The organism is Bacillus sp. FSL K6-1005 (assembly GCF_038000225.1).
Lineage (GTDB): Bacteria > Bacillota > Bacilli > Bacillales > Bacillaceae > Bacillus > Bacillus mojavensis.
The window spans coordinates 2,588,018-2,601,303 of the sequence record NZ_JBBOBP010000001.1 but is presented as its reverse complement, the minus strand read 5'-3'; the positions used below and the strand labels follow the sequence as shown (position 1 = coordinate 2,601,303).

At 46.9% G+C, this 13,286-nt stretch carries 13 protein-coding genes and 1 pseudogene; 9 read left to right on the top strand and 5 right to left on the bottom strand.

Annotated features, from left to right (window positions below):
- Nucleotides 1-18: 18 nt before the first annotated feature.
- The 7 genes and pseudogenes from NST16_RS13760 to NST16_RS13730 all read left to right on the top strand — a co-directional run.
- Nucleotides 19-390, top strand: a pseudogene (locus NST16_RS13760) (YfjL-like protein); the annotation flags it as partial.
- A 290-nt stretch (nucleotides 391-680) separates the two neighbouring features.
- The gene (gene acoA, locus NST16_RS13755) at nucleotides 681-1,682 is read left to right on the top strand and encodes an acetoin:2,6-dichlorophenolindophenol oxidoreductase subunit alpha (RefSeq protein ID WP_340887184.1); all 1,002 of its coding nucleotides are present in this window, start codon (nucleotides 681-683) and stop codon (nucleotides 1,680-1,682) included.
- A gap of 1 nt (nucleotide 1,683) precedes the next feature.
- On the top strand, nucleotides 1,684-2,712 hold the full coding sequence (acoB, locus tag NST16_RS13750; protein WP_340887183.1) for an acetoin:2,6-dichlorophenolindophenol oxidoreductase subunit beta: 1,029 nt from the start codon (nucleotides 1,684-1,686) through the stop codon (nucleotides 2,710-2,712).
- A gap of 13 nt (nucleotides 2,713-2,725) precedes the next feature.
- Nucleotides 2,726-3,922 (top strand): dihydrolipoamide acetyltransferase family protein, encoded by a 1,197-nt coding sequence (locus tag NST16_RS13745; protein WP_340887182.1) that lies wholly within the window; start codon nucleotides 2,726-2,728, stop codon nucleotides 3,920-3,922.
- A 20-nt stretch (nucleotides 3,923-3,942) separates the two neighbouring features.
- On the top strand, nucleotides 3,943-5,319 hold the full coding sequence (gene lpdA, locus NST16_RS13740) for a dihydrolipoyl dehydrogenase (protein WP_268449461.1): 1,377 nt from the start codon (nucleotides 3,943-3,945) through the stop codon (nucleotides 5,317-5,319).
- Between the two features lie 102 nt (nucleotides 5,320-5,421).
- Entirely contained in the window at nucleotides 5,422-7,239 is a 1,818-nt protein-coding gene (locus NST16_RS13735) for a sigma-54-dependent Fis family transcriptional regulator (protein WP_268449463.1), read from the top strand.
- A 52-nt stretch (nucleotides 7,240-7,291) separates the two neighbouring features.
- Nucleotides 7,292-7,471, top strand: coding sequence for a small acid-soluble spore protein H (locus NST16_RS13730; RefSeq protein WP_010333419.1), 180 nt, complete (start codon nucleotides 7,292-7,294; stop codon nucleotides 7,469-7,471).
- Nucleotides 7,472-7,507: 36 nt separating this feature from the next.
- Here NST16_RS13730 and NST16_RS13725 read toward each other — a convergent pair whose 3' ends face one another.
- The 5 genes from NST16_RS13725 to NST16_RS13705 are packed head-to-tail and all read right to left on the bottom strand — an operon-like array spanning nucleotide 7,508 to nucleotide 10,769.
- Entirely contained in the window at nucleotides 7,508-7,837 is a 330-nt protein-coding gene (locus tag NST16_RS13725; RefSeq protein WP_081720824.1) for a YnfA family protein, read from the bottom strand.
- 50 nt (nucleotides 7,838-7,887) lie between these two features.
- The gene (locus NST16_RS13720) at nucleotides 7,888-8,445 is read right to left on the bottom strand and encodes a YfjD family protein (protein WP_010333421.1); all 558 of its coding nucleotides are present in this window, start codon (nucleotides 8,443-8,445) and stop codon (nucleotides 7,888-7,890) included.
- Between the two features lie 13 nt (nucleotides 8,446-8,458).
- Nucleotides 8,459-9,235 carry a hypothetical protein gene (locus tag NST16_RS13715; protein ID WP_340887181.1) on the bottom strand — a complete coding sequence of 259 codons (777 nt, stop codon included), beginning with the start codon at nucleotides 9,233-9,235 and terminating at the stop codon, nucleotides 8,459-8,461.
- 11 nt (nucleotides 9,236-9,246) lie between these two features.
- Nucleotides 9,247-10,449 carry a hypothetical protein gene (locus NST16_RS13710; protein WP_286058860.1) on the bottom strand — a complete coding sequence of 401 codons (1,203 nt, stop codon included), beginning with the start codon at nucleotides 10,447-10,449 and terminating at the stop codon, nucleotides 9,247-9,249.
- A 5-nt stretch (nucleotides 10,450-10,454) separates the two neighbouring features.
- Nucleotides 10,455-10,769 carry a WXG100 family type VII secretion target gene (locus tag NST16_RS13705; RefSeq protein ID WP_340887180.1) on the bottom strand — a complete coding sequence of 105 codons (315 nt, stop codon included), beginning with the start codon at nucleotides 10,767-10,769 and terminating at the stop codon, nucleotides 10,455-10,457.
- A 333-nt stretch (nucleotides 10,770-11,102) separates the two neighbouring features.
- Between NST16_RS13705 and glvA the strand changes: the two genes are divergently transcribed.
- Both glvA and NST16_RS13695 read left to right on the top strand, forming a co-directional pair.
- Nucleotides 11,103-12,452, top strand: coding sequence for a maltose-6'-phosphate glucosidase (gene glvA / locus NST16_RS13700; RefSeq protein ID WP_168747224.1), 1,350 nt, complete (start codon nucleotides 11,103-11,105; stop codon nucleotides 12,450-12,452).
- Nucleotides 12,453-12,517: 65 nt separating this feature from the next.
- Nucleotides 12,518-13,282 (top strand): MurR/RpiR family transcriptional regulator, encoded by a 765-nt coding sequence (locus NST16_RS13695; protein ID WP_340887179.1) that lies wholly within the window; start codon nucleotides 12,518-12,520, stop codon nucleotides 13,280-13,282.
- The last annotated feature ends 4 nt before the right edge of the window (nucleotides 13,283-13,286 follow it).

The following is a 13,286-nucleotide window of genomic DNA, read 5'->3' as shown; positions in this document are numbered from 1 at the left end:
CAAGAAAAGTGTGTGAACATGAAAAAACTTGTGTTTGGCTTGCTTGTTATTGCGGTATTCGGATACGGGTTATATATCTACCATGTATGGTTCGGTGATCCATTTACGAAAAATGCCGCAGAGCAGAAGCTTATATCCTATGCGAAACAAACCTATCCCAAAAAAGAAATGAAGATCACGAATGGGGTATATAACGCTAAAACCTCTGAATATGTATTCCAAGCAAACATCCAATCTCATCGCTACCCAATGTGTACGAAGGGATTTCTCCATCCTAAAGTAACGTGCGATGGAATTGAAGAAGCATATACCGAATCAGTAGCAAAGCATGTAAATGAAGTAGCATCGAAGGCAATCGAAGCAGATCTGAAAAAAGCGGTTCCGCAATATTCAATTGATTTTCTTTCAAAAGCAGTGATTCAGTCAAACGATGCAGAGGAACTGGGAAGTTAAAAAATTTCCAAGGAAATAAATACGTCGAACATTGTCAAAGGCCGGGTGATATCCGGTCTTTTTTGCATCTGTAAAATGATACAAATGAATCAGTATGAGACAAAACGAGACACCCGTCTCAAACTGTCTCCAGGGTGAAGACGAGAAGACTGATTTTACGGGCTCCAAAGATTGGCACACTTCTTGCATTTATTATTGTGAACCCTAAATAGAAGGAGGCACACACAATGGAACTGTTAAAACGAGAAGGCTTGTCATTAACTGAGGAAAAAGCGCTGTGGATGTACCAAAAGATGCTGGAAATCAGGGGCTTTGAGGACAAAGTGCATGAACTGTTCGCAGAGGGAGTGCTTCCCGGATTCGTCCATTTGTATGCTGGTGAAGAAGCAGTAGCTGTAGGCGTGTGCGCTCACTTAGATGATGGCGACAGCATTACAAGCACACACAGAGGGCATGGCCATTGTATCGCCAAGGGCTGTGATCTGAACGGCATGATGGCTGAAATTTTCGGGAAAGCGACCGGGCTTTGTAAAGGCAAAGGCGGATCGATGCACATTGCTGATCTCGATAAAGGCATGTTGGGGGCAAATGGAATCGTCGGGGGCGGGTTTACGCTCGCATGCGGGTCAGCGCTCACGGCTAAATATAAACAGACTAAAAATGTAAGCGTTTGCTTTTTTGGAGACGGAGCAAATAACCAAGGAACCTTCCATGAAGGCCTCAACTTAGCGGCTGTATGGAACCTTCCAGTTGTGTTTATTGCTGAAAACAATGGCTACGGCGAAGCCACGCCATTTGAGTACGCGTCAGCCTGTGATTCAATCGCTGATCGGGCAACTGCCTATAACATGTCGGGAGTAACCGTGGACGGAAAAGATATTTTAGCAGTTTACCAGGCAGCGGAGGAAGCAATTGAACGAGCAAGAAACGGCGGAGGTCCGTCTTTAATTGAATGCATGACCTACCGAAACTACGGCCATTTCGAAGGAGATGCCCAAACCTATAAAACAAAGGATGAAAGAGCTGAGCACCTTGAAGAAAAGGACGCCATTCAAGGCTTTAAAAACTATCTGTTAAAAGAGACGGATGAAAAAAAACTGGCAGACATTGAACAAAGCGTGAATGAAGCAATTGAAAAAGCAGTCTCCTTCAGCCAAGACAGCCCATATCCGAAAGAATCAGAGCTGCTGACAGATGTATATGTCTCATATGAAAAAGGAGGAATGTAAGATGGCAAGAGTCATAAGCATGTCAGACGCGATCAATGAGGCGATGAAACTTGCGATGAGAAGGGACGAAAATGTGCTGTTGATCGGTGAGGATGTAGCCGGAGGAGCGGCAGTCGATCATTTGCAGGACGATGAAGCATGGGGCGGCGTATTAGGCGTCACCAAAGGGCTCGTTCAGGAATTTGGACGGAGCAGGGTGCTGGATACGCCTATTTCTGAAGCGGGCTATATGGGCGCCGCTATGGCTGCGGCATCCACAGGGCTGAGACCGATTGCGGAGCTGATGTTTAACGACTTCATCGGCACGTGCTTTGACCAGGTCATCAACCAAGGGGCAAAATTCCGCTATATGTTCGGCGGAAAAGCGCAAGTGCCAATTACCGTCCGCACCACATACGGAGCGGGTTTCCGGGCTGCGGCACAGCACTCCCAGGCGCTGTACGGCCTTTTCACAAGCATTCCGGGGCTGAAGACGGTTGTTCCATCGAATCCGTATGACGCCAAAGGCCTGCTGCTTGCGGCAATCGAAGACAACGATCCGGTATTCTTTTTTGAAGACAAAACGTCCTACAACATGAAAGACGAAGTGCCGGAGGAGTATTATACAATCCCGCTTGGAAAAGCGGACATCAAACGCGAGGGCAGCGACATCACGCTGTTTGCGATCGGCAAGCAGGTCAATACCGCACTCGAAGCGGCAGCACAATTATCAGAAAAAGGCATCGAAGCCGAGGTACTCGATCCCCGCAGTCTGTCTCCTCTGGATGAGGACGCGATTTTCACATCGTTAGAAAAAACAAACCGGCTGATCATCGTGGACGAAGCCAACCCGCGATGCAGCATAGCGACAGATATTGCCGCGATTGTGGCTGACAAAGGCTTTGATCTGCTAGATGCGCCGATTAAGCGGATTACAGCGCCGCACACACCTGTGCCGTTTTCGCCAGTGCTTGAAGATCAATATTTGCCGACACCAGATAAAATCGTCAGCGTCACGCTTGAATTGCTTGGCGAGCCGGCAGTGAATTAAAGGGGGGACACATATGGCGGTCAAAGTAGTGATGCCAAAGTTGGGAATGGCCATGAAACAAGGAGAAGTATCAATTTGGAACAAAAAAGTGGGAGATCCGGTTGAAAAAGGAGAAAGCATCGCCAGCATTCAGTCGGAGAAAATTGAAATGGAAATTGAAGCGCCAGAAAAGGGCACGCTCATTGATATCAAGGTGAAAGAAGGGGAAGAGGTTCCGCCCGGTACGGCCATCTGCTACATCGGGGATGCCGATGAATCGGTGCAGGAAGAAACGGAAGAGCCAGCCGCTGAAGCAAGCAGGCAAGCAGATCCCCAGCCTCCTAAACATGAAAACAAACCCGCAAACACTAAAAAAGATAGACTGAAAATCTCTCCAGTCGCCAGAAAAATAGCGGAAAAAGCAGGGTTAGACCTGAAAAATCTGAAGGGCACGGGACCGGGCGGACGAATCGTGAAGGATGATGTCACAAAGGCGCTTTCTGAACAAAAAAGAGAACAGGCTGAGCCAGTTTCCGACCAAAAGGCGCAGGAAACGCCGGTTACAGGCATGAGAAAAGTGATCGCGTCCAGAATGCAGGAAAGCTTGGCAAACAGCGCCCAGCTGACGATTACAATGAAGGCTGATATCACTAAGCTGGCAGCGCTTCAAAAACAGCTTTCGCCGACAGCAGAGGAACGGCACGGTACGAAATTAACGATGACTCATTTTGTCTCAAGAGCTGCGGTGCTCGCTCTCCAATCACATCCTATGCTGAACAGCTTCTACAAAAATGAGCGCATTATCACACATCCTCATGTTCATCTTGGAATGGCTGTTGCTCTTGAAAAAGGGTTGGTTGTGCCTGTGATCCGCCATGCTGAAAAGAAATCGCTGATTGAACTGGCTCAATCCATCTCGGAAAATGCCAAAAAAGCACGCGAGGGACGGGCGGGAAGCGAAGAACTGCAAGGCTCAACCTTCTCTATTACAAACCTTGGCGCTTTTGGAGTGGAGCATTTCACGCCGATATTAAATCCGCCGGAAACAGGCATTCTCGGCATCGGAGCAAGCTATGAAACGCCGGTGTATCTAGGGGAGGAAATTGTCAGAAGCATGGTCCTGCCGCTCAGCCTGACATTTGATCACAGAGTCTGTGACGGCGCTCCGGCCGCTGCCTTTCTGAAGGCGATTAAAACATATTTGGAAGAACCGGCAGCATTAATTTTATAGGAAAAGCAGGTGAAAACGACATGACACTAGCCATTATCGGAGGGGGACCGGCAGGCTATGCCGCTGCAGTCTCCGCGGCACAGCAGGGCAGAAACGTGCTGCTCATTGACAAAGGCTCGCTTGGAGGAACCTGTCTGAATGAAGGCTGCATTCCGACGAAGTCTTTGTTAGAAAGCGCAAACGTACTTGATAAAATCAAACATGCCGGGCGCTTTGGAATTGAACTTCCGCCTGGTGCAATCTCGGTTGATTGGAACAAGATGCAGAGCAGGAAACAGCAGGTTGTCAGCCAGCTTGTCCAAGGCGTACAGTACTTAATGAAGAAAAATCAAATACAGGTCGTAAAGGGAGAGGCTTCCTTTCTTTCTGACAAGAAGCTCTTGATCAAAGGGGAGAACGGAAAAGAAATCAGAGAGGCGGAACAAATATTGATTGCAACCGGATCAGAGCCGATCGAGCTGCCCTTTGCCTCGTTTGACGGCGAATGGATGATTGACAGCAAAGACGCACTCGCCCTTTCAGACATTCCCGCTTCGCTTGTGATTGTCGGCGGGGGTGTGATCGGCTGCGAGTATGCCGGATTGTTCGCCAGACTTGGAACGAAGGTGACGATCATTGAAACAGCCGGCCAGCTGATTCCGGCAGAGGATGAGGATATCGCCCGTCACTTTCAGGAAAAGCTTGAGGAAGACGGAGTTGAAGTTCATACCTCCTCCCGGTTAGAGCGTGTTGATCCAGCAGCCAAAACGGCGATATGGAAAAGCGGACAGCGTGAGTTTAAGACGAAGGCCGATTATGTGCTGGTGGCGATTGGAAGAAAACCTCGTCTGGATGGATTACAGCTTGAGCAGGCGGGAATTGATTTTTCCCATAAAGGTATTTCTGTAAATGAGCAGATGCAGACCAATGTGCCTCATATCTACGCATGCGGGGACGCGATCGGTGGCATTCAACTGGCTCATGCCGCTTTCCATGAAGGGATCATCGCAGCTTCACACGCTTCAGGACGGAACGTCAAAATGAACGAAAAAAATGTGCCCCGATGTATTTATACATCCCCGGAAATTGCTTGTATCGGATTGACAGAAAAACAGGCGAGACACGTTTACGGAGATGTACAGATTGGTGAATTTCCTTTTTCCGCAAACGGGAAGGCGCTCATCAAACACCAAGCAGAAGGAAAGGTCAAAATTGTGGTTGAGCCAGAGTTCAGTGAAATCGTCGGAGTCTCAATGATCGGACCGGATGTGACCGAGCTCATCGGCCAGGCGGCTGCCATCATGAACGGTGAAATGACGGCGGATATGGCAGAGCATTTTATCGCGGCTCATCCGACACTCTCGGAAACGCTGCACGAAGCATTGTTAAGCACAATTGGGCTTGCGGTGCATGCATAACAAGAAAAGCTGGTGAATGCGCCAGCTTTTTTATTGTTGAAAGCGCTTTACTTTTCCCCTACAATAGATGAAAACGGCGTGTAAGGGAGGAACGATCAAGGAATGAATTCGATCCCGAACGATTTGCAAACCTGGAAACGTTTTGTGAAGGACGGCGTGCTGGACGAAGCCCGAATAAGAAAAAGGATAGCCGAGTCCTGGCATCGCTGCAGAAAGGCTGAGGTTAACCCCTATTTGGAAAAAGGCCCGAAGGTTTTGCAGCAAACGGAGCTGGATCAGCAGTCAAACAAACATTCATTCTTTCTGTCGACCGCAATGCCTTACCTGGAAAAATTGCTGCCTGCAATAAAAGAAATGGAAATGATGGCGCTATTAATTGATGCGGACGGCGTGGTGCTGGCGCTTGACGGGCATCGCCGCGCGCTCCATGAAGCCAAACGCATTAACTTTATCGAAGGCGCGTGCTGGACGGAAACGGCGGTTGGCACAAATGCAATCGGAACGGCGCTACACATTAGCGAGCCGGTTGTCATTCAAGGTTCAGAGCATTATTCTGTCGCCTCCCATCACTGGAATTGCTCAGCAGCACCGATTCATTATGAGGACGGCAGTCTTGCGGGGGTGATTGATATCTCTTGCCCAGCAGCGCACACACCCCTAAATATGCTAGGCATTGCCACGGCGATTGCCTATGCCGCGGAACGAGAATTGGCAGCCAAAAGCAGGGAGAAAGAGCTTGAACTGCTCAGCCGCTTTGCCGATAGGGCATCGTCCCGTGTGCCGATCGTGCTTTGCAATGCCAAACAGCACATCATCGGCGCAAGCCTACCGATACAAACGTCAATACCGGATTGGCAAGGCCGGCATCTTTATGAGTTGAAGGAAAAGGGCTTTACGATCGAAAAAGCGGTCACCATGGGGGACAGCGGCACTTGTTTTTATTTATCGGAACAAAAGAAAAAAACGGCCTTTCGATTTAATGGAGTCCTCGGACAAAGCAGGCAATCGCAAGCCATGCTCATAAGCCTCGAACGAGCGGCCGCGGCAGATGCGACAGTTTGTCTGTCGGGCGAAACCGGCACGGGGAAGGAAGTCGCCGCCCGCGCGCTTCATGAAAACAGCGACCGTAAGCACGGGCCGTTTGTAGCCGTGAATTGCGGAGCGATCCCGTCGGATTTAATCGAAAGCGAGCTGTTCGGCTATGCAGAAGGCGCTTTTACGGGAGCGAAACGAAATGGCTACAAAGGCGCCTTCCAAAAAGCGAATCATGGCACCTTATTTCTAGATGAAATCGGAGAAATTTCCCACTCGATGCAGGTAGCGCTTTTACGGGTGCTTCAGGAACGCAAGATTACGCCGATTGGCGGGACAAAGGAAATTCCAGTTGATATCAGAGTGATTGCTGCCACACATTGTGATTTGCGTGAACTCGCAGAAAGCGGAAAAATCAGAGAGGACCTGTTTTACCGCCTTCATGTCTACCCGATTCAGCTTCCTCCTCTGCGGAACCGTCTTGAAGATATTAAGGACCTCTTTGCGTACTACACACAGAAAAATGGATGGCCGGGAGAGCTTCCGCCAGGCTTTTTGGACGTGCTGAAGCAATGGAAGTGGCCGGGGAATATCCGCGAGCTGTTTAATGTTTTTGAACGCCTTTCCATCAGATTTCCGGACGGAAGGCTGAGTGACGAGCCGCTTTCCTTATTGCTCGAAGCATCAGGCTTGCCGATCGGCCCCGTAAAAGAAAAGCGGGCTGAAACAAAGGCGCTGAATCTCCGAGAACAAATTCAAAAAGATATCCTCATCAATGCGCTTGAAACAGCAAAAGGAAACGTCTCCAAAGCCGCAAAAATCAGCGGCATTCCGCGCAGCACCTTCTACAAACGATTGAAAAAATTTAATATGACCGCTGGATCATAAAGCATACTTCTTTCAAGAAGTGGAAACGTTATGTGTGAAGGAGGGTGTTGAGATGAATATACAGAGAGCAAAAGAAATCGTGGAATCACCGGATATGAAGAAAGTAACATACAACGGAGTGCCGATTTACATTCAGCATGTGAATGAAGAAACCGGAACAGCAAGAATTTATCCGCTGGATGAACCGCAGCAGGAGCATGAAGTGCTGCTGAACAATTTAAAAGAGGATTAAACAAAAATGGCCCGCTTTCATAAGCAGGCCATTTTGTTATGCTCGCGGCGCAAATAGAATCACACAAACGCCAATCAGACAAATCAGTGCGCCGATCCAGTCATACAGATCTGGAGTTTTCCGATCGACAAGCCACCCCCAAAAGACAGCTAGTACGATGAACACCCCTCCATAAGCGGCGTATACCCGGCCGAAGGAAGGGAAGGATTGAAACGTCGGGAGAATGCCGTACACAATCAATATCAGCGCCCCGGCTACCCCGTACCCGACGGGCTTCGCTTCTCTCAGCCACAGCCAAATCAAATAGCCCCCGCCAATTTCAGCAAGTCCCGCCGCTAGAAATAAAAGAATGGTCATCAGCATCACGCGCACCCCTCAAACTGCAGTTGTATTTCATTATAAAGGAGAGAGACGCGTTAAAGCTTCGGATTTTCTTCAAATTCCTTCAAATACACACTGCGCTGAATCTCCGTAAATTGGCTGATCCAATTGTTTTTCGCCTCTTCCGTCATATGGGGCAGCATATAGCGTTCAACCGCTTCGAAAAATAATGGATTAGCTATGATGTTCCAAGTCGGAATGCGAACGATCTTGCCGTCATTCCTCTCAATGATAATATCCTCAAAGAAAATCCCTTTCAAACTGTATTGATGGCGCCCCATATAAATGCGCTTGATTTCAGTAAAAGGCACGCTGCGTTTTTTTGTGAAAATCTTCCCATCAGGCCCTTGTTTGATACGAAAAATAACATTTCCTCGACTTGTGAACGCTGGTAAAACCATAGAAAATGTGATCAAGCCATAGACAATTGCCATCAATCCGCCACCTAAATAAAGCAGAGCGTATTTGGATTCGAACGTAATGGCTTCTGACACCAGCCATACGCCTGCAATCACGGCGCCTCCAGTTGCGAGAAACAGCCAGATTCTGAAAAACATTCTGCTTTTCACTTTAATGACTTCATTGTTCTTCAATTGTTTTTCTCCTTTATCGCTCTTTAACAAAAAGCATATCTTTTATTATATCTACACTTGCTGTTATGACAGAAAATTCATTTTTCGTGATACCCGTAATTAGCCAAGTATGGCGGGTGCCGGGCAGGATAAAAGCCATGTCATCCACTTCCGGCGCGTTATCTTTATCGTAAGACAGGCGCATCAGTGTATCCAGCTTTCCTTTACGCAAAGCCAAATCATTTATAAACCGGGTAATGTCCTCCTGATAGTCATGCTTTCCAAGGAATTCCTTCAGATAGGAGGGAGTCTCGGAAGCACCTTCCAGAAGTAATTCAAATTCATTTGATGTCAAAGCCAGGATAGATTCGCTTTTATCCTCGGTATCTATTATATTTAAAAACTCAGCTGCTTTTGTAAGCAATCCGTCATTTGATTCCATTTTTTTTATGCTATGTACTTGCTCATCAAAAAGAAGTTCATGGGAGTAGGTGCCAAATTTAGAAACGTGGCAGGAAACATTCCGTTCGCTGCCTTGTTCGTCAAACTTGGAAAGCTTTACTGTATAGTCCGCGTCATTTAATACGTGGATAAACGGGCAGTACTCATCTTTTAACCTGTATTGATGATTCCGGTATTCAACAGCATCCTTCGCCAAAAGCGAACGGCAGGCTGCTTCAAATAAGAAACCGAGCTGCTCATCTTCAATTTCAGGGAAATAGGCTTGCTTCAGTGACATGCCCTGTTCAAAAAAGCCTTCGCTGTAAAAACAAAATATGAGCTCTTCTAAGCTGATCGTAAACTGAGTCATGATTTATTCTCCTATCCGAATGAAAGTTTGCCTTTAAGGAAATGGGTTGCGCCGTGTATAAGCGAGTCCGCCGTTTTCTTTGCTTTCTCCATTCCTTTATGAATTGTTTTATTGGCCGCATCTATGCCGTCATTCACTGATTCTACGACCTTGCCGGCAGCTTCCAAGCCTTGCTTGGCTGTATCAACGGCAGCATGAATCGGTTCTTTTAGCTTTATGGCTGCTTTTTCAGCGAAACCTGATGTGAATTTGGCAATTTTCTCCCCAACAAAACCGCCTACAGCGGAACCAATCGTACCGCCGATGACTGTGCCAACAGGGCCTAACACACTTCCGACGGCACCGCCGACGACTGCGCCTGCCGTTGCCCCGCCAGCGATAAAAATCGTGTTATTCACTGCATTGCCAACAGCTTTTGCATTTTCCCTTTTGAGCACTTCGGGTTTGTCTGCGTATTTCGAGTAGTTTTCTGCGATCTTTAAGCCTGCTCCAAACGTTTCTGTCGCTCCGGTTATCAGTGTCGCTGTAATGGCATTTCCTTTTGCGAATTTCAAGCCTGTTTTTCCGACATCCTTCAGCGTTGAGCGTACGCCGGCTTCATTAACAAATCCTCTTGTATAGCTCCTTACGCTGTTTGAAAAATCCACTGTGTCCTGCGGAAAGTACTTTGTAAACTTTTTATGTACCAGATCAGAAAATGGTCGGTTTGTCTTTTTAAACAGATATTTTGGGTTCAAAAGCACTCTGGCTGCTTTTTGATAACGGGAGCTGTCTACTGCTCTGGAAATGTCCAATAGAATGTTAGAATGGCGTGCAGTATGTAAGCCGCTTGGCTGTTTCACAAACTTTGTAAGCCCTAATCCGTAGTATTTTCCCTGGGTCAGCATAAGGGCGGTTAAGCTTGTCATCGTTCCATATTTGTCATAAGCGTTATAAAGCTTTCGTAAAATATTGTCTTGCTCAACAAATTTGTCGCTCGTTTTTCTGATGAATATCTCATTGTCACTCAGCTTGCTGACGAGCGCTTTTCCTGAGCTCCATGCATCCCCGACCCCCGAAAAACAGCTGCTGTAGCGGGGATCGCATTGTAAAATCAGCTGTCCCAGCTCGCCATGCAAATCCTTATATTTGTTTTCCATATCAGTTAATTCTGTGACCACATCATTTGCCAGCTGTTCAAGCTTATCCGGATCAACTGCAATGTTTCCTGACACGCTATTCACCTCTCGAGTTTATGTCTTTCCTCTCTTGCTTTTCTTTCTAATTCTTCCATTCTGGCAATCTCAGCTTTTCGTTCTTCTATTTTTACGGCAGCTGCCTTAAGTTCCTGGCTTGTTTCAAGCAGCTCCTGTTCGAACTGGTCGTAGGCAGCTCTTGTTTCCTCAAAATCCTGGTCAAATGTGTCTCTTGCTTTTCCCTGCCACGCATCGCCCAATGCAAATAACCGGGAGTCAAGGAGCATTTTTGAGCTTCTGACCTCTTCTGCGGCTGCACTGTACTGATTTGCGAGCTCGATGACTTTATATGAGTCCAACTTTTGTCCCCTGCCTTTCCTAAATTAACGCACAAATGGATGTTTTATATAAATGATTATAAATAATTCGGCATGTATCCGAATCGTACAAAAGAACCTTTTCATAAGAACTGGAAGGGCGTATATTCACTCAAATTTCACAGATGATGAGACTTTGAGAGTGCAAAAAAGGTAAAAAAATCAAATTTCTTACATGATAGCAATTGAGAAATTTCCCGCTCTATGGGAAAAAAAACTAAAACTGATCAAATGACCTAAGTGCGCCAAAAGCATTACGAGACAAGCTGTCACATGATATAAATAAAATGTAAACGTTATCAAGGAGGTCGTCATATGAAGAAAAAATCATTCTCAATCGTAATAGCGGGCGGAGGGAGCACATTTACTCCCGGGATTGTTCTGATGCTCTTGGACCATTTGGAGGAGTTTCCGATCAGAAAGCTGAAGCTGTATGACAATGATAAGGAAAGACAGGAGCGGATTGCGGGAGCCTGTGACGTTTTTATCAGAGAAAAAGCACCGGAAATTGAATTTACAGCGACGACTGATCCGGAAGAAGCTTTTACAGACGTTGATTTTGTCATGGCACACATCAGGGTAGGGAAATACGCGATGCGCGCGCTTGATGAGCAAATTCCGCTGAAGTACGGAGTTGTGGGCCAGGAGACGTGCGGACCGGGCGGTATCGCATACGGTATGCGTTCGATTGGCGGCGTGCTTGAAATATTAGATTACATGGAAACATACTCGCCAGATGCGTGGATGCTGAATTACTCCAACCCGGCGGCGATTGTGGCGGAAGCAACGAGACGCCTCAGACCGAACTCAAAAATCCTCAACATCTGTGATATGCCGGTCGGTATCGAAGACCGCATGGCGCAAATTCTCGGCCTGTCCTCAAGAAAAGAAATGAAGGTCCGGTATTATGGGTTAAATCATTTCGGCTGGTGGACATCCATTCAGGATCAAGAGGGCAATGATTTAATGCCGAAGCTGAAGGAACATGTGTCTCAGTACGGATATATTCCGAACGCAGAGTCCGAAGCGGTGGAGGCGAGCTGGAATGACACGTTCGCAAAAGCGCGTGACGTGCAGGCCGCCGATCCAGACACATTGCCGAATACGTATTTACAATATTATCTGTTCCCGGATGACATGGTGAAAAAATCAAATCCGAACCATACGCGGGCAAACGAAGTCATGGAAGGACGCGAAGCCTTTATTTTCAGCCAATGCGATATGATTGCACGCGAGCAGTCCTCTAAAAACAGCGACATCAAAATAGACGATCACGCGTCATATATCGTCGATCTGGCCCGTGCCATTGCCTACAATACAGGTGAAAGAATGCTTTTAATCGTTGAAAATAACGGCGCAATCGCAAACTTTGACCCGACAGCAATGGTAGAGGTGCCGTGTATCGTCGGCTCGAATGGGCCTGAACCGATCACAGTCGGAAACATTCCGCAGTTCCAAAAAGGACTGATGGAGCAGCAGGTATCAGTTGAGAAATTGACAGTTGAGGCGTGGACGGAAAAATCCTTCCAAAAACTATGGCAGGCGCTCATTCTCTCAAAAACAGTGCCGAACGCCCGTGTGGCAAGGCTCATTCTCGAAGATTTAATGGAAGCCAATAAAGATTTCTGGCCTGAGCTTGATCAAAGCCCTAGCCGCATCTCCTAATTGAAAAATCCCCCATTTTTGAAATCTATATTGTATATAATAGAAAGAAAATGGGGGGATCTGATATGCAGCTCGAAGAACTGATTAATCAGCATTACAGTAAATTAAATGACAACGATTTTCATATTTTGAAATATATATTGAATCACAAGAACACGTGCTATCGTCTTGGAATCGATGCCCTTGCGAAAGCGTGCAGTGTATCGCGTTCCTCGATTTTGCGTCTTGCCCAGAAGCTTGGTTTCAGCGGCTACAGTGAATTTCGCGTTTTTTTGAAGTGGGAAGATCAGTCGGAAGAAGGCGAGAGTATGAGCTTTCAAAAGCTGCTGGATGACATTGAAGCAAACCTGAAATTTTTAAGGACAAAGGACATGACGGACATGTGCCAGCTGATTGATGAAGCGGACCGCATGTTCGTGTACGGGTCCGGAACGGCGCAAAAGATATGCGCCCATGATCTGCAAAGAATGTTTATCCCTCTCAATAAGTATCTGATTTTAATTGAGGGCAGAAATGAATTTGACCAGATGCAGGATGATTTTAAGGTGAATGACCTGTTTATCATCATTTCGCTGTCCGGAGAAACACCTGAGCTGATCCCGCAGGCAAGAATGCTTTCCGCAAAGGGTGTTCCCTTTATTTCCATTACGAATCTGAAAAACAATGTCCTCGCCCAACTGACACCGCATAATCTTTATGCGACAAGCAAGGCCGTGACATTGAGCGATAAAAAAGAAATTGTCGCTTTTGCGCCGTTTTTTCTCGTTGGCGAAGCATTATTCCGCGCATATGTTGATTACAAAGAAGCTGAAAAAAAAGACATTGAGTAGCAGG